The sequence below is a fragment of the Paraburkholderia caffeinilytica genome (assembly GCF_051027425.1).
GTDB classification, from domain to species: Bacteria; Pseudomonadota; Gammaproteobacteria; order Burkholderiales; family Burkholderiaceae; genus Paraburkholderia; species Paraburkholderia caffeinilytica_A.
On the sequence record NZ_CP186553.1, the window covers coordinates 3,685,621 to 3,705,942 of the forward strand.

Consider the following 20,322-nt stretch of genomic DNA (forward strand, 5'->3'; position numbering starts at 1 on the left):
CGCTTTAGCTGTGTGCGGCCGACGTGTTGTCCGCGGTGGCGGGCGCACCCGATGTGACGGGCGATTCAACCGGCTTCACCACGCCGCCCGCGCGCGCTTTCTGCGATCCGGCAACGATCACGCGATCGCCCGCCTTGAGGCCGCTCGTCACGAGCCAGTCGGCGCCTGAAGCGGTGTCGGCCGTAACGGGTGTCTGCGTGACTTTGTTGTCGGGGCCGACCGTAAGCACACTCGCCGAACCGTCGGATGCACGCGAGACCGCAAGTTGCGGCACCGTGATCGCCTGCTGGTTCACTCCTTCTTCGAGCCGCGCGCGCACGAACATGCCCGGCAACAGCACGCCGTTCGGATTCGGGAACACGCAACGCAAGGTCACCGAGCCGGTGGTGGCGTCGACGGTGATATCGGAGAACAGCAACTTGCCGGCTTGCGCGTACGTGCTGCCGTCTTCCAGCACGAGATGAACGACCGCGCCGTTCGGCCCCGCCTGCTGCAACTGGCCGCTGGCGAATTCTTTCTGCAGCCGCAGCCAGTCGGCGGAAGAACGCGTAACGTCGAGATACATCTCGGACGTCGCCTGGACCGTCGCGAGCGCGGTGGTCTGCTCCGCGGTGACGAGCGCGCCTTCGGTCACGCTCGATTTGCCGATCCGTCCGGCGATGGGCGCAACGACCTTCGTGTAGCCAAGGTTGATTGCGGCGGTCTTCAATGCGGCGCGGTCGGCGACCACGTCGGCCTTCGCTTCTACCCACGCGGCCATAGCGTCGTCGTAGTCCTGCTTGCTCACGCCTTCGATCTTCGACAGTTCGGTGTAGCGGCTGGCCTTGGTCTGCGCGGCGCTCGCTGTCGCTTCGGCTTTGGCGAGCGTGCCGACAGCCTGGTCGTAGGCCGCCTGGTAACTGGACGCGTCGATCTGATAGAGCACCGCGCCGGCTGCGACCTGCGAACCTTCGGTGAAAAGACGCGTCCTGATGATGCCTTCGACCTGCGGCCTGACCTCGGCGACACGGATCGCCGACAACCGCCCGGACAATTCGGTACTCGACACGACGGTGTGCGGCGTGATCGTTTGGACGCCTACTTCAGGAACCGACTGCGGTGGTCCATGGGGTGCCTGCTCGCCACAACCCGCCAGCAAAAACGTGGCGGCGGCGACGGCAGCGGCAAGATGCGTGAATCTCGGTGCGCGCCGGGAAAGTCCGGGCACGATAGGGGTATTCGGCATGCGTTGGGCATCCTTCGACTCAATTCGACAAAGGACCGTCTGGCATGCGTCTCCGGGGAAACCGCGCAACGCCGCGCCAGCGGCAAGGGATGGCCCAGCATAGGGAGCGGCGTCTTACGGTGGCTTAGGGAAGGATTACGAGTTGTAACGTGACGCGTGGTGTTGCGCTGAATCGGGCCGTGTAATGCCGAATGGCCTTGATTGCTTCATGCAGGCGGATAGAACCGGAGGCAGTCTCCGTAATAAACTGTAAGCGCGCATAAGAACCCGAAACCGCTGCCTTTGCGCGATTCGCTATATTGCGACCTGCGGCAAGCGCGCGGCCGCGCTGTCCGTCCATTGTCCTCATCGATCAGGGCTCAGCCATGTCAGACACGCCCATCCAGGTTTTACTGGTCGACGACGACGCCGACCTTCGTGACCTGCTCAGAACCTTCTTTCAACAACGCGGCATCGAGATATCCGTGTTGCACGACGCGAACCAACTGGCGCGCCGGCTGGAACGCGAGCGCCCCTCGATCATCGTGCTCGATCTGATGATGCCGGGTGTCGACGGACTCAGCGCGCTCAGGCAACTGCGCGCGAACGGCGACACGATTCCGGTGATCATGCTGACAGCGCGCGCAGATGGCGTGGACCGCGTGATCGGTCTGGAGCTCGGCGCCGACGACTACCTCGGCAAGCCGTTCATGCCGCAGGAACTGCTCGCGCGAATTCATGCGGTGTTGCGCAGACACGCGCATCCCTCGGTGGCCACGGCCGCGGCGGTCGAGAAGCGTGAAGCGCTGCGCTTCGGCCGCTTCCGGCTCGACTTCGCGACCCGCACGCTGTTTCGCGACGACGAACCGCTCAAGCTGACCGGCGGCGAATACGCGCTGCTCGAAGTGCTCGCCGAGCATCCGATGGAGACGCTGTCGCGCTCGAAGCTCGTCGACCTGTTGCATGGGCCGTACTCGGAAGTGACCGAACGCGGTATCGACGTGCCGGTATGGCGCCTGCGCCGTCTGCTCGAAGACGACCCGGCCAACCCGCGCCGGATCCAGACCATACGCGGCATCGGCTACATGTTCGTGCCCGGCGGCAACGACGATGAAAAATCCCTTTAATACGCTGTTCGGCCGGCTCTCGTTGATGACGGTGAGCTTGATCGTGCTGGTGCACATCATCGGCATCGTGCTGGTGGACCGTGACCGCGGCCAGATCGACGCCGGCCATGCGCAGCGCGCTGTGCTTCTCGCGGTACAGGCCAGGCAGGAAGGTGCGCTCAGCGCTTCGCGCGTCGCGGCAACGCTCGGTGTGTCTTATGTGAATGCGCAAGACGCGATCCGCTATGGCTGTCCCGCGCCTTGTGAGAACACCTCGGGTCCGTTCGAACACGACTTGCGCGAGAAGTTGCCGGCAGGCAGCCAGGTTGTAGCCGGCGGCGAGGACGGCACGATCTGGGTCCATTACGCGGACAATCCAGGTTGGCTCGCCCTGCAAAACTCGACGCTGCCGGCGCGCCGCTTCTGGGGTGCATCGCTGACAATGCTGGTGGTGGCGGTGATCATCGCGTTGGTCGGCGCATGGCAATTGCAGCGCCCCTTGCACCGGCTTGCACTCGCGGCGCGCGAGTTCCGCACCGGCCATCGCGCGCCGGTTGTGCAGGCGAGCGGCCCGCGCGAACTGAGGGAACTGATCGGCGACTTCAATCAGATGGTGCAGGAACTGGCGCAGGCCGAGCAGGAGCGCGCGGTGATGCTGGCCGGCGTGGCGCACGATCTGCGTGCGCCGATCACACGCATGCAGGTGCGCGCGGATTTGCTGCCCGACGAAGCGAATCGCCGCGGCTTTTTGCGGGACTCCGAATCGCTGTCGCGCATCGTCACGCAGTTTCTCGATTTCGCGCGCGAGACGGCGGATACCTCGCCAAGCACGAGCGTCGACGCTCACTGCCGCCGGCATTACGGCGACAGTCTCGCGGACGAAGCGCTCGTGCGCCTCGATCTGCAGGCCGGCGATGGATTTGGCTTGCCGCTTGTCGACCTCGACCGAATCCTGACCAATCTGATCGAGAACGCACTCACCTACGGCGAGCCGCCCGTGGAAATCTCGACGTCACGCCGCGACGGCCAGTACGTGCTCGAGGTGCGCGATCATGGTAGCGGTATTCCCAGCACTCAACTGGATCGCGCGCTGCAGCCGTTCGTCCGGCTCGATGAAGCACGCAGCGGCGACGCTCACTGCGGCTTAGGACTCGCGATCGTGCGGCGCCTCGTGCGATATAACGGCGGCGCTTTTCATGCCGACAACGCCGCCGATGGCGGGTTCGTGGTGAGGCTTACGTTTCCCGCTTAGCTAGCGGCCGGGTTATCGGCCCGGTTTCCCGTTTCGTTTCCAGCCGCGTTATCGGCCTGATTTACGGCTTAACCCTGAGCTGTGTTGCCAGGAACGACGATCGCGCTGTGCGGTCCGCCGCCGGGACCGCCACCACCACCACCGCCTCCCGGGCCACCGCCACCCCAACCCGGAGGCGGCCCCCACCAGCAACCGCTCAAGGTTGCACTCAATGCGGCTGCCGCCGCGATCGCCAATAGCTTCTTCATACTTTCTCCTTCGATTGATCTACGGTCACGCAAAGTCGTTGCTCGTGTGGCGACGACGCGCGTTATCCGCAACTTATCAATCAGCGAGCGATCATGTTTTACGAGATCGTTACAAGATGGTGGGGTGGAGTCGTTCATGCCGCGCCAACGCTGAGGTGTGCGTCGCCGTGCGGCGCAGGTAACGCGGCTTTTGTGGTGTCAGGTTGCGCAATACGTTGCGCATACGCTTTGTTTGTATATGAAAGAGGATGTAAGGAGATTGGCGATATCGATCTTGCGCCAGGCCGTATCAGGGTGAAGTTTGGAGCGCTCGTGGTATCACCGTCACTGACCGCGACGAGGACTCCCTGGAAATCCTCACCTTATTTGAGGTGCGCGCTTAGCAAGGCAATTTCTCACCTCCTGGAATCGCTCACCTTTGCAGGTCTTCTCCTGGAACGCCTCACCTTAACGTGTCATTGCGTGCTCCGAAGGTGCTGTTCGGCCCCTGGAATGACTCACCTCTGACGGAGATGATGTCGTCTCCTGGAATTCCTCACCATTGGCAGAGATAACGCCATCTCCTGGAATTCCTCACCTTTGTCCGGGATAGCGCCATCTCCTGGAATTCCTCACCATTGGCCGAGATAACGCCATCTCCTGGAATTCCTCACCTTTGGCCGAGATAGCGCCGTCTCCTGGAATTCCTCACCTTTGGCCGAGATAGCGCCGTCTCCTGGAATTCCTCACCATGCTTCACTGCTCGATGAACTCCCGGGCGAGCTTGCGTGCCGCGTTCGCAAACATGAGGATGTCCACGCCGGTCGCGACGAATGTGCATCCAAGCTCGAGATAGCGACGCGCGAGCACCGGGTCCGAGGTCAACGTGCCGGCTGCCTTGCCGGAAGCGATGATGGTGCGCATCGCTGTCTCGATCGCGTTCTGCACTTCCGGATGGCCAGGCTTGCCGCGATGGCCCATCGAAGCAGCCAGATCCGCAGGGCCGATGAAGACGCCATCCACGCCGTCAACCGCGCATATCGCCTCGAGATTGTCGAGCGCTGTGACCGTTTCAGCCTGCACGAGCAGACAGATCTCACTGTCCGCGATATCCAGATAATCGGTGCGCGAACTCCAGCGCGACGCACGTCCCACCGCACTGCCCACGCCGCGAATTCCATGCGGTGGATAGCGTACGGCGGCCACGCACGCGCGAGCCTGATCCGCGGTATCGATCATCGGAACGAGGAGGTTGCGTGCGCCAATATCGAGCAAGCGCTTGAGCAGCGCCGGATCGTCGTTCACGGGTCGCACCACGGCTTCGGCGGAATACGGCGCAACCGCCTGCAATTGCGCAAGAATGCTGCGCACGTCGTTCGGGGCATGTTCGCCGTCGATCAATAGCCATTCGAAACCGGCGGTCGCGCTGACTTCGGCCAGGTAGGCATCGGCCATCGAAAGCCAGAAGCCGATCTGTCGTTGACCGTTTGCAAGCGCTGCCTTGAATGGGTTAAGCGCTGACGTCGACGTTGCGTTCATCACGATTTCTAGCCTCCGTGGGGACTTGATTGAATTGAATGGGCTCCACTCTTCCGAGCAGGAACAGGTAATTGAGGATCGCGATCACAATCAGCGCCGACGAGAACAGCAGCGCAAAAACGAAAGAGCCGGTTGCACCGACAATCGCGCCGGTGACGATCGGACCGACCACGCCACCCATGTTGGAAACGGTGTTCTGGATGCCCGCGACCCGCGACACCATATTCGCCGGCGCAACATCGCCCGGCAGCGCCCAGACCTGGGATGCGGCGACGGTCGTGCCCGACTTCGCCACACAGAGCAACGCGACAGCCACGAGCGGAGAAGTGGCGAACGCCGCGAGCCCGATGCTTGACGCCATCACCAGACCGATGACGAGAAACAGTTTGCGGGTCGCGGTGAGCGAGAGTTTTCCAGAGGCGTACACACGATCGGATGCCCAGCCCGCGAAGACCTCGACGATCATCGAAAGAACGAGCGGCAGCGAAGCCATGAAGCCCATCTCCATCAGGCTCATGCCGCGTTCCTTGACGAGATACGTCGGCAGCCAGGTGATGAAGAAGTACGAGTTGTAGTTGATCATGAAGAAGCCGATGCACATCGCCCAGATGTTCCGGTGCGCGAACAACCTATGCCAGGGCACAGCGGCGGCCTCGCTCGCGCCCTTGGAGCGCGACACCGCTTCGCCATCGCGGATATGGGCAAGCTCGGCCGCATTCACGCGCCGGTGATCGGCCGGCGAGTCCTTGAACGCCACCACCCACACGACGCACCAGATGAGACCCAGCGCGCCGGTGATCGCGAAGGTGACCTTCCAGTCGAACGTTGCGAGCAGCCAGGCGATCAGCGGCAGCGCCACCGCGCCCCCAAGCTTCGATCCGCTATCGAAGATGCCCGCCACCGTCGCGCGTTCCTGTTTCGGAAACCATCGCGAGGCGATGCCCGCGTTACTGGGATAGGCGCCCGCTTCGCCAATGCCCAACATGACCCGCAGCGCCACGAGCGACTTGAAGCCGGTGGCGAGTCCGGTAACGGCCGTCGCGAGCGACCACCAGAACACGGACAGGCCCAGCACGATCTTCTGTCCGAAGCGATCGGCGAGCATGCCTGCAGGCAGTTGCAGCAGCGCATACGACCAGAAGAACGCCGACATCACGATGCCCATCTCCATTGCGCCAAGATGGAACTCCGCCTGAAGATGCGGGGCCGCGGCGGACAGCACCGTGCGGTCGATATAGTTGATGGCGATGGCCGACCACATCAGACCGGCCACCAGCCAGCGCACTTTGCTGCGCGGCTCCTGCTGCGAGGCTTGGTTCAATCTTTGTCTCCGGTTTTTTTGTAGGAATGAGGTGGCGTTTCAGCTCACGATGCCCATATGCCAGGGCACAAATTCGTGGTCGCCCAGCCCGAGCAATTCACTGCGGGTGCGCTCACCGGACGCGGCCCGCAGGATGTGCTCGAAGATATCCTGCCCCATCTCCTCGACCGATCGCTCACCATCCAGGACAAGTCCGCAATTGATGTCCATGTCGTCGCGCAACCGCTTGAACATCGGCGTGTTGGTCGCAAGCTTGAGAGTGGGCGCGGGCTTCGAGCCGAACATGGAACCGCGGCCGGTCGTGAAGCAGATCAGGTTTGCGCCGCTTGCAATCTGCCCGGTCACCGCAACGGGATCGTAGCCGGGCGAATCCATGAAGACGAAGCCGGCCCGGTCAATAGGTTCGGCGTATTCATAGACCGCCTGCAGCGGCGTCGTGCCGCCTTTCATCGCCGATCCGAGCGATTTTTCGAAGATGTTGGCGAGGCCACCCTTCTGATTACCCGGCCCGACGACACCGTTGAACTGACCGTTGTGGCCGTGCGTATAGCGCTCCCACCACGCGAGCCGGTCGAGCAGTTTCTGGCCGACTTCCGGCGTCACTGCGCGGCGCGTCAACATGTATTCGACGCCGTGAATTTCGGGGGTTTCGGACAGAATGGCGGTGCCCCCATGACGCACCAGCAGGTCCATGGCGGCGCCCAAGGCTGGATTGGCCGTGATGCCCGAAAAGCCGTCGGAGCCGCCGCATTCCAGACCGATTTTGAGGTGGCTCGCCGGCACCGGACGGCGCACGATGTCGTTAGCCGACGGCAGTATCCGCTGTATGGCGGCGATACCCGCTTCGATCGTTGCCCGGGTGCCGCCTTCGTCCTGCATCACCAACGCGTGGACCGAAGCACCGGCGTGGAGCCCCTGTGAATCGAGCAGGTCGCCCACCTGATTGCGCTCGCAGCCCAGCCCGACGATCAGCACCCCCCCGAGATTGGGGTGACGTGCGTAGCCGGCGAGCGTCCGGCGCAGGACGTCGAAGTGCTCGCTGGGTGAAGACATCCCGCAGCCACTGGTCTGCGCGAACGCGACCACGCCATCGACATTGGGATACGGCGCAAGCCGCTCGGGCGTAAACCAGGCGGCGATATTCTTGATCACAGTCGACGAACAGTTGACCGACGCCAGGATCCCAATGAAGTTGCGCGTCGCGACTCGCCCGTCGGGCCGCACGATGCCGTTAAAGGTTGCCCGGTTAGCTTCTGCCACGTATTCGACCAGACGAACGTCGAGACAGAAACCCGGATCGCGCTCGAAATCGATCAGTTCGACGTTGTGAGTGTGAACGTGATCGCCCGCCTCGATGTCACGAGCCGCCCGGCCAATGACCGTGTCGTATTTACGGATCGGCGCGCCACGCGGGATGCGGCAGGCAGCGACTTTGTGCCCCGCGGTGACCTGCGCACGGATACGGATCGGCGCCTCGCCGACGCATAGTTGCTGTCCAATCGACAGCGATTCTCGTGCGATCAGCACATTGTCAGCGGCGTTGAGCCGGATCAGCGGCCCGCTCAACGCCGTATCAGCCTGCGACATGCTGCTCTCCTGTCTCTCAAGTCCCGGGCGCGTGCACTCGGTTCGCGCCGATCGTCTTTCTTCTGGTCGATGTTACCGGTTCATGTAACCGGTAACATACGGCACATGGTAGTATGGTTTTGCGATAATCGCCAGCAACTTTTTTCGGGTCTGAGTGATCAACTTCGTGAGCAAAACGCCTACTTCCCTGCTTGCCCCTGTCGAACGAAATGCCACCCGGCGCGCCCGCAAGAATTCCGGCCGCGTGACCCTGAGCGATCTCGCGGCGCTCGTCGGCGTGACGAAAGTGACCGTCTCACGCGCGCTAAACACGCCGGAACTGGTGTCGGTCGAGACGTTGGAGCGCGTCCAGGAGGCCGTCCGGCAAACCGGGTATACACCCGACCTCATCGCCGGATCGCTGGCGTCGACTCGCAGCCATCTCATCGTCGCCTTGATCCCTGCAATGGCCGGGAGCGTGTTTCAGGAAACCGTCGGGGCCCTGACAACCGAGCTTGCGGCATCGGGCTATCAATTGCTGATTGGGCAAAGCGGATACGACGAATCGCGCGAAGACGCCTTACTTGATGCTGTGATCGGCCGCCGGCCCGCCGGCATCGTGCTGACCGGCGTCGCTCATTCGCAGAGCGCGAGGCAGAAGCTGCGCGCGTGCGGCATTCCTGTGGTCGAGACCTGGGACCTGACCCACGAGCCAATCGACATGCTGGTCGGGTTCTCTCACGAGAAAGTTGGCAAAGCAGCGGCGAACTTCCTGAAGACGCGTGGCGTGCGGCGGCCCGCTGTCGTTACCCCCAGCGACCGGCGTGCACAGGCCCGTACCAAAGCATTTCTCGAAGCGTTCGGAAAGGGAAAAACAATCCCCGTGGTGACGGTCGAGTCACCCGCGAATCTGGGTGACGGGCGGCGAGCGTTGAAAGGCCTGCTCGACACGCATGCCGATATCGACGCCGTGTTTTGCGGCGCGGATATTCTGGCGCTAGGCGTGTTGATGGAAGCTGAGTACCGGGATATCGCCGTGCCGGAACAACTGCGCGTGATCGGCTACGGTGATCAGAATTTTGCGAAGGACACCACACCGTCGTTGTCGACCATGAGAGTCGACGGCACGAGAATCGGAACGCTTGCGGCGACCATGCTTGTCGACCGTATTGAAAACCGTGCCGGTAGCGATCACATTATCGATGTCGGGTTCAGTCTGATCGAGCGTGAAAGCACCTAGTGTCGTCGAATCGCGCGTCAAGGTGAGCGTTTCCAGGATGGTGAGGAGTTCCAGGAGCTGAAACCTGGATCGATCGCGCGCTTCGAATCTTCGGCAATGGCGCTCCCGAAAAACCTCACCTTCGCCAGTCCTGGCGCAAAGCCTCTCGCGCTGAAACCGGTCTGAACATGATTGTCCCGCTACACCTGCTTAGAACTTCACCTTCACCTGAAACCCGATCGTGAACGGAAGATTGTCCGAGGGGATCGGTGGAATCACAATGAAGTTGGCCCCGACGCGTTTGTAGTCGACCATCACGATCGGCGCGACCACTGGCCCGATCGTGTGGTTACGGCCCAGGCCCCAGTTGCCATAGTTATAGCCGGAGATGATCCCGCCCATCGCAGCGATCCGCACGATGCCCCAGTGCGCGAATTCCGGCGCCCAGACGCCGCCACCATAGTACGAAGGCCGCCGCAGCGAATTGCGAAAGCCGCCGGCAGTCAAGGCCCATTGATTGTTGAGCCAGCATTCGACGCCAAGGCCCGGATTGAACTGTTCAAAATGCGTGTTCGGGTCCGGATTGATGTGATACGAGCCAAGCATTGCATCGACCCATACGCCGCCGTCGCACCAATTGGCCGCCTGCGCCGTGGACGCTGCGGCCAGGCCCGCGACGAGCGCCACGACCGCGTGCCGCACCTGCTTTCTTGTCTGACGAAAATGCATGTATTCTCCGCCACCGATCGAACGCCGGTGTCATCTATGTTCTAGGTATTCTTGCTTGTCGTCCGTCGCGCACTGTACCTCAACCCGCACGGGCGATGTGGAGGACACACTCGGGCGCGCGGGCACGGGACGTGCCCCACGTCGCAGACGCAACGATAACGGAGAACCGATGGCAGAGCGGTGAACACCTGGCCGGTGTCCACCTTCAACGTCAAAAAAAGTCTAAAGGCCGAGGTCGGATAGGCCGGGATGATCGTCGGGACGTCGGCCGAGCGGCCAATGATAGAGACGGTCGGCCTCGCTAATCGGCAGATCGTTGATGCTGGCATGACGGCGCGCCATCAACCCGTGCTCGTCGAACTCCCAATTCTCGTTGCCGTAGGAACGGAACCAGTTGTTCGAGTCGTCGTGCCATTCGTAGGCAAAGCGCACGGCGATGCGATTGTCCGTGAACGCCCACAACTCCTTGATCAGGCGGTAGTCGAGTTCCTTTGCCCATTTGCGGCGCAACAGTCCCACGATCTCCGCGCGTCCATGCGTGAACTCGGCACGGTTGCGCCAGACGCTATCCGGCGTGTACGCGAGCGACACGCGTTCGGGGTCACGGGTATTCCAGCCATCTTCCGCGGCGCGCACTTTCTGGATGGCGGTTTCGCGTGTGAACGGCGGGAGAGGCGGGCGGGTTTCGATTGGGTCGGCCATGGTGGCTCCTCAGTCAGGTTGCGGTGCGCCGGGCAGGCGCTCGTTTGCGTGGAGATCTGCTTGTCGAATGACCTGCGAGTTGCTTCGATTCGCCTGCGAACCCGGTATCGAGCAGGGCTTCCGCGGCGGCTCGCGCGTCGAGCGCGGCATCAGCCTCGCCGCTCACCAGCGCCACGGCGATAGCGCCGTCGAGCAGAATCAGCCATTGGCGCGACAGGCGCACAGCGCGACGGGCATCCATGCCCGATTCGGCCGCGTATTCATCGCACTGAGTTCGCACGAAGGCGAGCAGGCGCTCCTTGTGTTCACGCGCGACGATCCGGATCGGATCATCCGCGGAGGCGATTTCGCCGGCGGCATTCAGAAACGCGCAACCATGGAAATCCGCCGATGCAAACCATTCGCGCAGCACGTCGAACATACCGAGCAGGTGGGTGCGCGCAGTCTTGCCGTGCCGCAGCGTGCCCGCGATAAACCAGTTCATCCAGCGTTCGTCGCGCCGCTCCAGCGCGGCGGCGACCAGCGCGTCTTTCGATCCGAAATGCGTGTAGAAGCTTTTACGCGCGGTGCCGGACTGCTTGACGATCGCGTCGACACCGGTTGCATGAATGCCGCCCGCGTAGATCAACGCTTCCGCGGCGTCGAGCAGCCTTTCACGCGCGCTGCCGGACGCAACCAGTTCAGCCGGATTTTGAGTAGCCATAGGCGAAGGGTAGAACGATCATTCTCCTTCGTCAAGTTTTTGTGCGCTTTGGCAGGTTGGGGGCGCTTGCTGATATCGTGGTGGCAATCGAGCAACCGGAACGAACTTCATGAATCGCTCTACTGTCCGCGCAGTCTTTGTACGTACGCTTCTCAGCGCCACGCTGCTGACGGCAATGGCCTGTACGCCTCTGCAAGTGCTCACGCATACGGTCAGCCAGAATGAAGCCCGTGTGCCGGTCGGACGCTACGAGATCGATCCCGACCATAGCAGCATTACCTTCGACATCGATCACTTCAAGTATTCGCGCTTTACCATACGCTTCGACCGCAAGCAGGGGCAGCTCGACTGGAACGAAGGGGGGCTGGACAAGAGTAGCGCGACCGTCACGATCGACGCCGCGAGCATCGATACGAATGTGCCGCTACTCGACAAGATGGTGAAAAGCGCAAGCATGCTCGACGTATCGCGTTATCCGGAGATACGCTTCGCCAGTACTCGCTTTGAGCGCACCGGGGAATCGCGCGGCACGTTGACCGGCGATCTGACGATTCACGGCGTCACACAACCCGTGACGCTCGACGTGACCTTCAACGGTTTTGCACCCGATCCGCTCACGAAAAAAGACACGCTCGGTTTTTCCGCGGACGGTCATTTCAGCCGTGCGAAGTTCGGTTTGGCGACGTGGTATCCGGCTGTCGGCGACGACATTCATGTACGCATTCAGGCTGAGTTCGTTAAAACGCCCGCAGGCGGGTGAGCGCGGTGCGGGCGTTTTGTGTGAGCGGCTGCGGTTGCAACTGCAGCTGAATGTGCAGTTTTCTAGCTCACGCAGCAGTCCAGTCGAGAATCACCTTGCCGCTCTCGCCTGAGAGCATGGTGGCAAACGCTTCCTGATAATCGCCGACCTTGAAGTGGTGCGTGAGAATCGGCGACAGGTCCAAACCGCTTTGCAACATCGCGACCATCTTGTACCAGGTCTCGAACATCTCGCGGCCATAAATGCCCTTGATTTCGAGACCTTTGAATATCACCTGAGTCCAGTCGATCGCGGTCTGCGCAGGCGGAATGCCGAGCAGCGCAATCTTACCGCCGTGGTTCATCGCTTCGAGCATGCTGGTGAAAGCGCTCGGTACACCTGACATTTCCAGTCCGACGTCGAAACCTTCGGTCATGTGCAAATCGGCCATCACGTCGCGCAACGATTCACGCGAAACGTTCACCGCACGCGTTGCGCCCATCTTGCGCGCGAGTTCTAGGCGATAGTCGTTGACGTCGGTAATCACGACATTGCGTGCGCCGACGTGTTTCGCAATCGCCACCGCCATGATGCCGATCGGTCCGGCGCCGGTGATCAGCACGTCTTCGCCGACCAGGTTGAACGACAGCGCCGTATGCGTGGCGTTGCCGAACGGATCGAAGATCGCGGCGAGATCGTCGGAGATTTCAGGCGGGATCTTGAATGCGTTGAATGCGGGAATCACGAGGTATTCGGCGAATGCGCCTTCACGATTCACGCCGACGCCCACTGTATTGCGGCACAAGTGCCGGCGTCCTGCACGACAGTTACGACAGAAACCGCAAGTGATGTGCCCTTCACCCGACACGCGATCGCCGATCGCAAAGCCGCGCACTTCCTGACCCATTTCGACGATTTCACCAACGTATTCGTGACCGACATGCATCGGTACCGGAATCGTTTTTTGCGCCCAGTCGTCCCATTTCCAGATGTGGATATCGGTGCCGCAAATCGCGGTGCGCGTGATGCGGATCATCACGTCGTTGTGACCGACTTCAGGTTTCTTCACATCCGTCAGCGTGAGGCCCGGTGCGCGTTCGAGTTTTGCCAATGCTTTCATATGCGCCTCCGCTTCAGATGATGCCGAGTTGACGGCCGACGCGCGCAAATGCGTCGACGGCTCGATCGATTTGTTCCGGCGTGTGCGCGGCGCTCATTTGCGTGCGGATGCGCGCGCGGCCTTTGGGCACCACGGGGAACGAGAAGCCGATCACGTACACGCCTTCCTTCAACAACGCGTCGGCCATCTTCGATGCGAGTTGCGCGTCGCCAAGCATGACCGGAATGATCGGGTGTTCGCCGGGCACGAGCGTGAAGCCGAGCGCGCTCATTGCACGACGGAAATGTGCGCCGTTTTCACGCACGCGTGCGCGCAGTTGCGCACCTTCGTCGCTGGCGAGCAATTCGAGCACCTTCAGCGAAGCGGCGGCGATGCTCGGCGTCAGCGTGTTCGAGAATAGATACGGACGCGAACGTTGACGCAGCAGATCGATCACTTCCTGGCGCGCTGCAACGTAGCCGCCCGAGGCGCCGCCCAGTGCTTTGCCAAGCGTGCCGGTAATGATGTCGACGCGCGACAGCACGCCGCAATGCTCCGGTGTGCCGCGCCCATGTTCGCCGACGAAACCGACCGCGTGCGAATCGTCGACCATCACCAGTGCGCCGTAACGGTCGGCCAGATCGCAAATGCCCGCGAGGTTGGCGATGATGCCGTCCATTGAAAACACGCCGTCGGTCGCGATCAGCTTGAAGCGCGCGCCGGCGGCATCGGCTTCTTTCAGCCTGGCTTCGAGATCGGCGAGATCGTTATTCTTGTAGCGAAAGCGCTTCGCCTTCGAAAGCCGCACACCGTCGATGATGCTCGCATGGTTCAACTCGTCGCTGATGATGGCGTCGTTGTCGTCGAGCAGGGTTTCGAACAGACCGCCGTTCGCATCGAAACAGCTGGAGTAGAGAATGCAGTCGTCGGTTTGCAGAAATGCGGCCAGCGCTTTTTCGAGGTCTTTGTGCACGGTTTGCGTACCGCAAATGAAGCGCACCGACGCCATGCCGAAGCCGTCGTTATCGAGACCCTGCTTCGCGGCTTCGATCAGCCGTTCGTCGTTGGCCAGACCGAGATAGTTGTTCGCGCAGAAATTCAGCACTTCCGTGCCGTTCGCGAGGCGCACATCAGCCGACTGCGGGCTGGCGATCACGCGCTCGTTCTTGTAAAAACCGTCAGCGCGAATCTGCTCGAGGGTGCCGCGCAGATGGGCGAGGTAAAGGTCACGCATGAACCAGACTCCTGAAAGGGTAGTGCGCCCGCAGGCGGCATATTCGGCACTTGCAGCATGGTCGACGACCAGACGGCCTGTTATAGTCGGCTGTCAGTTTTATCGGATATTTTCGTTTTTCCGAACTAAAATCCGGTATGTCGAACAACTCTAAACGATAGGTCAGTAAATGGCAAGTTCGGGAATCCGCCGCGCAGCAGCCAACGCGGCACCCATTTCAGGCGCGAACACGGTCCCGGCGATCGCGGCGCCGCCTCGCGTCGGCGAGCAGATTCAGCGCCTGCGCGCCGAGCGGCGCATGACGCTCGACGATCTGTCGCGCGCGGCAGGCGTGTCGAAATCGATGCTCTCGGAAATCGAGCGCGACAAGGCCAATCCGACGATCGCGGTCGCCTGGCGTCTGACGAACGCGCTCGGCGTCAGTCTCGATTCGCTGTTCACGCCGCAAAAGGCGCCGGAGGCGATTGCCGTCTCCGGTCCGCACGACATCCCGACGTTGAGCGGCCACGAGGCCAAGTATCAGTTGCGGGTCTGGGGACCGATCGAGTTGGCCGGCAAGTTCGAGTGGTACGAGTTGACGCTGCAGCCGGGCGGGGCGTTGGTGTCGAACGCGCACGAACCCGGCACGCGTGAACATCTGACTGTATTGCAGGGTTCGATCGAAATCGAGGCGGCCGGCGCGACGAAGCGGCTCAAGGCTGCGGACACCGCGCGCTATGTCGCCGACGAGCCGCACGCGATCCGCAACGCAGGGAAGGGTGAAGCTAAAGCGCTGCTGGTGGTGATTCACGGCTGAGGTGCGGGCGCACCGTTGCTGGTTTTTGACTGAATTGTTCGTTCGGATGAGGTTGCGCGAGACACTGTATATTTGTACAGTACAGGGTATCGACTGGAGCCGATAATGAACGACCTGACGACCCAACAAGCCGAGCATGCTCTGGCCGCGTTGCGCTATCAAACCGCGGCGCGCGATCTTGAACACATCGTGCGCAACATCGCCGCGCGCTACATCGTCCAGCAGGTGCCGCTCTCGTGGCGCCTGCTACATGCAATCGAAGCCGAAGCATTGGCGGATCTCGGGTTTGCAAGCCGCCACGACGCGATCATGCTCGGCCTGTTCCAACGGCCATCCGAATTGCCTTATCCGGAAACGGACGAGGCGGTGGACTTCGGCACATCTACCGCGTTGCCGGCGGTGTTTGCGTTTGCCGTCTCGGCCTATGAAGAAGCGGCACGCCGCGCCGCGCAACCTGCGTCTGAAAGCATTCCGCTAAAGCACGCACGGGCGTGGGGCGACTGATTTAGACGCTGTACTTTCATCGGTTGCCACCTACAATATGCGCAACTAACGGAAAGATAGCGTATGTCACCTCCTCATCTGACCGACCCCGTCACACGCCCAGCACCGTCAACCGATCTCTTCGATCAGGAGCGTGAAGACTGGCGCCGCGATCCTCAAATCGCTTTCGACGCATGGCTTGCCAGGCAGCATTTCAGGCGCTCGTCCGCTGAAGTCTATCAAGCGCAATGGGGGCTTTTCCTCGACTGGCTTGCCATTCGCCAAAAGAGCCTGGTCACGGTGGATACGCACGCCATCGCTGAATTCGTGGGTGGGCTGGCGATTCGAAAGCCGCAACGCGTCCGGTATTTGCGGCTTATTGAGCGGGTGCTGGACCATGTGCGCGAAATCGAATCCGCGTCGACCAATCCGGCACGCTTCATTGCTCAGGATGGCGAAGCAGCATGGCGGGATGCACGCGATAACGAGCCAACCGGTTTTCTCAGCCATGCCGAACGCGCCGCGCTCATTGCACATCTGTTTTCGCCCTTGCCGGTCTTATCCGTGGCGCAGCGTTGGAGAGAGCGGCGCGACCGTGCATTGATTGCGGTGTTTCTTGGCGGCGGACTCAAGACGGGCGAGGCAGCCACGCTTACGGTTAGTTGCGTGAATATTGGTTCGCCCTGGATCACGATCGAATCCGCGAATCCGATGCTGACGCGGCGTACCCGGCTCGCGCCCTTCGCGGCCGCCATTCTCGACGCCTGGCTCGCCGAACGGCGCCTTTCCGAACTGGCCGGCAATCTGGTCTTTCCCGCTTCGCCTTCCGGACGCCCCATGCACAAGGCGACGATGCTGCGCGCAGTCGACGCGTTGATCGATGCGGCCGGAATCGCCGCATCGCGCGCCTCACGGGCCAGTCCGCAAACCCTGCGCAATACCTTTGCGGCAGATCTGTTCGAGAGCGGGGTTGAGGCAGAACTGGTCGGGCAATGGCTGGGGTTTGTACAGGCCGTGTCCGCCAACCGTTTGTATCGGGCCTGGCAAAGATGGATGGACCAGCAGGATTCACCGATCGTTAATGAACCGGATCCAGCCGCCCCGCCATTGCCCGCGCCTAGACAGGACGGGCGTTTAACGAGGAAAGGGTGATCCGGAGAGCCCTGAAAAAGCTCACCCTCGAGGTCCCGAATTTCCTCACCTTTAGCGATTTATCCGCTATGGCGTTAGCGTCGGCCGATCACGCCGACGCCGCCATCGAGCCGCTCGATAAAAACCGGCTAACCGCCTCCAGCCTTGATTCACCGGGGCCTGACGAGTGATCGCATTCCGGACACTGCAGCTCGAAGCGGTGATCCACTTGCGATAGCTCGGGCTCACCTTCCTCACATTTTGGGCAGCGCAGCGGCAACGTGACATGGCCGTCCGCCGCAGTGCCGATCGCTGTCAGCTCGTCGGCCGTAAGCCTGCCTGCTTCGACCAGCGAACACAACAGACGCGCGATCGCGGGATCGATACCCTGCTGGCCACGCAATGCGGCGACTTCTTTTGTCAAAACATCCACTTCGTCCGATTGCTCGCGCAGTTGCGCGTCGAGCCGGTCGCCACGCGCCTTGGCGGCGGCGATTTGCTGGATAAACTCGAATTCCTTGCGGCTTGCGTCACGCACCCCCGACTGATAGGTGGCCGCCATGTTGCGTAGCGAATCGAGTTCGACCAGCATCGGCTTTACACGCCGCTCGGCTTCGGCGATAGCGTCCTTGATCTGTTGCGCATAGTGCTCGGTGCTTTGGCGTAATTCGACATGGAGCGCATCGATCCGGTCGCGGAGCGCTGCGTTGGTTGCCTGTTCTGTATCGAGGCGTTGACGCAGCGTTTCGTTTTCGCCGTCGAGTCGGCGAACCGTTGCCTGCAAGCCTTCCTGGTGAGCCGTCCCATGTGTTGTGGCGCTGGATAGCTCAGTCTCGAGTGCGCGAACGCGGTCCCATGCGGTTTCCGCTCTTAGTTCACTGCGCTTGATCGCTTCTTCCGACGCGTCGCGACGAATTTCCGCTTCTCGTACGCGCTGGTCGGCAGTGCTGGCCAGGGCCTGAATTTCCTCGCGTTCGCTGTCGAGTGTCGAGCGAGCATGGACAACGGCTTCCTCAAAAAGGGCCCCCAACAGTTCTCCAGCACGATCTTCCAATGCTTTTGGGATAGCGCCGGCACCGATTTTTACGCGCGATACCGTTCTGATCCGCTCCCAGAAGTGGTCGATGTCCTTTGGGATGTCGCTCGCGCTGCCCGTTTGGGTCAGGTCGCGAACAGTTGCCATGGACGGCCGAATCCCCAAATCGAAAAAAAGTCGCTTGCAGGCATGCAGTGACAATTCTTGCCGGCGTGCTCCGCTAGCCCTCAAGGATTCAAGCTCGTTACGGATGGCTTGCCGTTCCTGATCCAGATTCATGTATACCTCGATGTCGCTCGAATTGGATGAATCATAACAATTTACGTATTATTTGCTACGTATTTGTTTGGAGCGGGTGTTGTTTCACAGGTTGGTGCGTTTTAGAGGTACCGACAGGTCATGAGATCGGAGCAGGGCATGTTTTTCCGTGAAACAAAACTAAGATTAGCCAATAAGCTATTGTAAATAAAGAGATTTCATCGGTTTCTTTCTGATCGCTCACTGTTTCACGAGCATGTGATGAATGTCGTGGTGGTGGAAAGGTCTTGTCCGAAGGACACGCGGGGAAATTCTAGAGAGTAGTAAAAGTAAACACCTTTGAACCCATGTTAAAAACGTTAACGCCACGGCAATCCCTTACCAGGTGGGGGTTCTGGCCCGGTAAGGTGAAGCTTTACGGGAATGGTGGTGAGGTCTTGCAGGAGCGTTGAGTGATGAGGTTCGGGGGCCTCGGTGAGTGGCTCCGGGACAGAACGTGAGCGGGTTCAGGAGCCACCCCAAAAACGCGGTTTGGCTAAAGGTGAGATTTTGCGGGACCTGAGCGTCCGGGATCGCCCGGCAGCGCTCAAAAATAGGTTCCGAGCACTGAAGGCCTGAAGGTGAGCGCTTTCGGGACCACCGTGGACCCCAATTTTTGACCTTATTTTGGCCTCGTTAACCCCATTGGTGAGTCAAGACAGGAGAAAACGCGAACCGAAGGTGAGATTTTCCGGGGGCGAGGTGTCATTTTTGCCTCAATTATGGGCATTCGGGTGCTTAAGGTGAGTGTTTGCGGGAGCTGGGTTGGATTTCAACCGAAATCACTGGTGGAGTCTGAGGTTGTCCTTGATGAAAGGTGAGCGAATTCGGGAGACGTGAATCGAGGCGAGCGCCGGCTCGGCAAATTGCCTGTTTTGGGCCAAAGGTGAGATTTTGCGGGAGCCTTTTCGCGCGCTTGTGATCGCTAAGGTGAGGGAATACAGGACCAAAATCGCCGGGATGGGCCGGAAAGGCCCTACGGACGCTGTCAGAGTCGTTCCGATTTTGAGTCTGCTGAATTGCTAAGGTGAGGTTTTTCGGGGGCCTTCGGGTTATGGCCAGAAACGTCGAATTTCACTGGGAAGCTGTTTAAGGTGAGGATATACGGGGGATCGTACTCATGACCCGCCTCGCGGGGATTCTCTAACCCAATGAAACCATTGGACAATTTTTGTGCGGCGCGCAAAGGTGAGGTTTTCCGGGGGCGTTTTTCTATGGCTTGTCCACGCCCCTTTCGAGCTCATTGGTGAGGCTTTTCGGGAGTATTTATCGGCGTATTTTCATGCCCCCAGGTCTGGAGGCCGCGTCATTCCAAGCGCTCGGCTGACATTAAGGTGAGCTTTTTCGGGGGAGTTTGTCGCGACTCGGATCTCGTGTTGGCGTGAACGAGGTGTCTGCCTGCCGGAGTGAGTACGCTTTGCTCCGGGGAACATGTGGCCTATGCCGCGCAGATACACGCGACAAAGACCATATGACGGTGTGCCATTCGAGCGAGGTTTGTCGTGGCGCCCGCCCGGTCCGGCATGCGCTTTCTGCACGGCGTATGAAGACGATTGCAGCAGCCGCGCGTTTTCTCCCGGTTCCCCTACCCTATCCGCCGAGTTGAGGCGAAGCGCATCGTGCTGCCGATCCAGTGCGAGCGCGAGCTGCTCGTAACGCGCGCACGGCAAAAACTCATGAGAATTTTTTAAGGTGAGGAGATTCGGGATCAGATTGCTCCCGTTCGCGCAGGTCAGAAATCGGTCGATATTTCGGAAGGCCGCGACCTGTAAGGATGCCCTGAACCTGGCGTGAAACGGGTGAGGTGAGGGTTTTCGGGAGTTGCTCGAGGTGAGTTATGCTTCGTAAACTCACTTCACCGGGAATGGTGAGCCCCGTGCTATAGACGTGTATCACCACAGCCGGTATGCTCACGCCAAATCCCTCCTCGACCAGACGC

At 60.8% G+C, this 20,322-nt stretch carries 18 protein-coding genes; 7 read left to right on the forward strand and 11 right to left on the reverse strand.

Annotation, left to right across the window (positions count from 1 at the left end; translation table 11 throughout):
• Nucleotides 1-4 precede the first annotated feature (4 nt).
• Entirely contained in the window at nucleotides 5-1,225 is a 1,221-nt protein-coding gene (locus ACOSV0_RS36815; protein WP_434113007.1) for an efflux RND transporter periplasmic adaptor subunit, read from the reverse strand.
• Between the two features lie 365 nt (nucleotides 1,226-1,590).
• Here ACOSV0_RS36815 and ACOSV0_RS36820 point away from each other — a divergent pair, with 365 nt between their 5' ends.
• Together ACOSV0_RS36820 and ACOSV0_RS36825 are read left to right on the forward strand one after the other, a co-directional pair.
• Nucleotides 1,591-2,331, forward strand: coding sequence for a response regulator (locus ACOSV0_RS36820; RefSeq protein WP_434113009.1), 741 nt, complete (start codon nucleotides 1,591-1,593; stop codon nucleotides 2,329-2,331).
• Nucleotides 2,315-3,562: an ATP-binding protein gene (locus ACOSV0_RS36825; RefSeq protein ID WP_434113011.1), complete on the forward strand. Its 1,248-nt coding sequence runs from the start codon at nucleotides 2,315-2,317 to the stop codon at nucleotides 3,560-3,562. The genes ACOSV0_RS36820 and ACOSV0_RS36825 overlap by 17 nt, the downstream gene beginning before the upstream one ends.
• Nucleotides 3,563-3,630: 68 nt before the next feature.
• Here ACOSV0_RS36825 and ACOSV0_RS36830 read toward each other — a convergent pair whose 3' ends face one another.
• The 4 genes from ACOSV0_RS36830 to ACOSV0_RS36845 form a co-directional block, all read right to left on the reverse strand.
• Entirely contained in the window at nucleotides 3,631-3,810 is a 180-nt protein-coding gene (locus ACOSV0_RS36830) for a hypothetical protein (protein ID WP_434113013.1), read from the reverse strand.
• A 735-nt stretch (nucleotides 3,811-4,545) separates the two neighbouring features.
• A complete protein-coding gene (hpaI, locus tag ACOSV0_RS36835; protein WP_434113015.1) occupies nucleotides 4,546-5,328 on the reverse strand; it encodes a 4-hydroxy-2-oxoheptanedioate aldolase in 783 nt (260 codons plus the stop codon).
• Complete coding sequence (locus ACOSV0_RS36840) at nucleotides 5,300-6,589, reverse strand: MFS transporter (RefSeq protein ID WP_434116033.1); 1,290 nt, start codon at nucleotides 6,587-6,589, stop codon at nucleotides 5,300-5,302. The genes hpaI and ACOSV0_RS36840 overlap by 29 nt, the downstream gene beginning before the upstream one ends.
• 99 nt (nucleotides 6,590-6,688) lie before the next feature.
• Nucleotides 6,689-8,236, reverse strand: coding sequence for a UxaA family hydrolase (locus ACOSV0_RS36845; RefSeq protein ID WP_434113016.1), 1,548 nt, complete (start codon nucleotides 8,234-8,236; stop codon nucleotides 6,689-6,691).
• Nucleotides 8,237-8,486: 250 nt separating this feature from the next.
• On the opposite strand from ACOSV0_RS36845, the gene ACOSV0_RS36850 reads away from it, so the two are divergent.
• Nucleotides 8,487-9,455 carry a LacI family DNA-binding transcriptional regulator gene (locus ACOSV0_RS36850; RefSeq protein ID WP_434116035.1) on the forward strand — a complete coding sequence of 323 codons (969 nt, stop codon included), beginning with the start codon at nucleotides 8,487-8,489 and terminating at the stop codon, nucleotides 9,453-9,455.
• 189 nt (nucleotides 9,456-9,644) lie between these two features.
• Here ACOSV0_RS36850 and ACOSV0_RS36855 read toward each other — a convergent pair whose 3' ends face one another.
• From ACOSV0_RS36855 to ACOSV0_RS36865, 3 genes are all read right to left on the reverse strand, one after another.
• Nucleotides 9,645-10,163, reverse strand: coding sequence for a hypothetical protein (locus tag ACOSV0_RS36855; RefSeq protein ID WP_434113017.1), 519 nt, complete (start codon nucleotides 10,161-10,163; stop codon nucleotides 9,645-9,647).
• Nucleotides 10,164-10,385: 222 nt separating this feature from the next.
• The gene (locus ACOSV0_RS36860; RefSeq protein WP_434113019.1) at nucleotides 10,386-10,865 is read right to left on the reverse strand and encodes a DUF1348 family protein; all 480 of its coding nucleotides are present in this window, start codon (nucleotides 10,863-10,865) and stop codon (nucleotides 10,386-10,388) included.
• Nucleotides 10,866-10,878: 13 nt separating this feature from the next.
• The gene (locus ACOSV0_RS36865; RefSeq protein WP_434113021.1) at nucleotides 10,879-11,568 is read right to left on the reverse strand and encodes a TetR/AcrR family transcriptional regulator; all 690 of its coding nucleotides are present in this window, start codon (nucleotides 11,566-11,568) and stop codon (nucleotides 10,879-10,881) included.
• A gap of 109 nt (nucleotides 11,569-11,677) precedes the next feature.
• Between ACOSV0_RS36865 and ACOSV0_RS36870 the strand changes: the two genes are divergently transcribed.
• Complete coding sequence (locus ACOSV0_RS36870) at nucleotides 11,678-12,328, forward strand: YceI family protein (RefSeq protein WP_434113023.1); 651 nt, start codon at nucleotides 11,678-11,680, stop codon at nucleotides 12,326-12,328.
• A gap of 67 nt (nucleotides 12,329-12,395) precedes the next feature.
• Here ACOSV0_RS36870 and tdh read toward each other — a convergent pair whose 3' ends face one another.
• Nucleotides 12,396-13,427 carry an L-threonine 3-dehydrogenase gene (gene tdh / locus ACOSV0_RS36875; protein WP_434113025.1) on the reverse strand — a complete coding sequence of 344 codons (1,032 nt, stop codon included), beginning with the start codon at nucleotides 13,425-13,427 and terminating at the stop codon, nucleotides 12,396-12,398.
• A gap of 13 nt (nucleotides 13,428-13,440) precedes the next feature.
• Complete coding sequence (locus ACOSV0_RS36880; RefSeq protein WP_434113026.1) at nucleotides 13,441-14,640, reverse strand: glycine C-acetyltransferase; 1,200 nt, start codon at nucleotides 14,638-14,640, stop codon at nucleotides 13,441-13,443.
• Nucleotides 14,641-14,809: 169 nt separating this feature from the next.
• Here ACOSV0_RS36880 and ACOSV0_RS36885 point away from each other — a divergent pair, with 169 nt between their 5' ends.
• The 3 genes from ACOSV0_RS36885 (at nucleotide 14,810) to ACOSV0_RS36895 (ending at nucleotide 17,071) form a co-directional block, all read left to right on the forward strand.
• Complete coding sequence (locus ACOSV0_RS36885; RefSeq protein ID WP_434113028.1) at nucleotides 14,810-15,436, forward strand: helix-turn-helix domain-containing protein; 627 nt, start codon at nucleotides 14,810-14,812, stop codon at nucleotides 15,434-15,436.
• Between the two features lie 105 nt (nucleotides 15,437-15,541).
• The gene (locus tag ACOSV0_RS36890; protein WP_434113030.1) at nucleotides 15,542-15,940 is read left to right on the forward strand and encodes a DUF2471 family protein; all 399 of its coding nucleotides are present in this window, start codon (nucleotides 15,542-15,544) and stop codon (nucleotides 15,938-15,940) included.
• A gap of 63 nt (nucleotides 15,941-16,003) precedes the next feature.
• Nucleotides 16,004-17,071 carry a tyrosine-type recombinase/integrase gene (locus ACOSV0_RS36895; protein WP_434113032.1) on the forward strand — a complete coding sequence of 356 codons (1,068 nt, stop codon included), beginning with the start codon at nucleotides 16,004-16,006 and terminating at the stop codon, nucleotides 17,069-17,071.
• A gap of 88 nt (nucleotides 17,072-17,159) precedes the next feature.
• Here ACOSV0_RS36895 and ACOSV0_RS36900 read toward each other — a convergent pair whose 3' ends face one another.
• Complete coding sequence (locus ACOSV0_RS36900; protein WP_434113034.1) at nucleotides 17,160-18,365, reverse strand: DNA-binding protein; 1,206 nt, start codon at nucleotides 18,363-18,365, stop codon at nucleotides 17,160-17,162.
• Nucleotides 18,366-20,322: the final 1,957 nt, after the last annotated feature.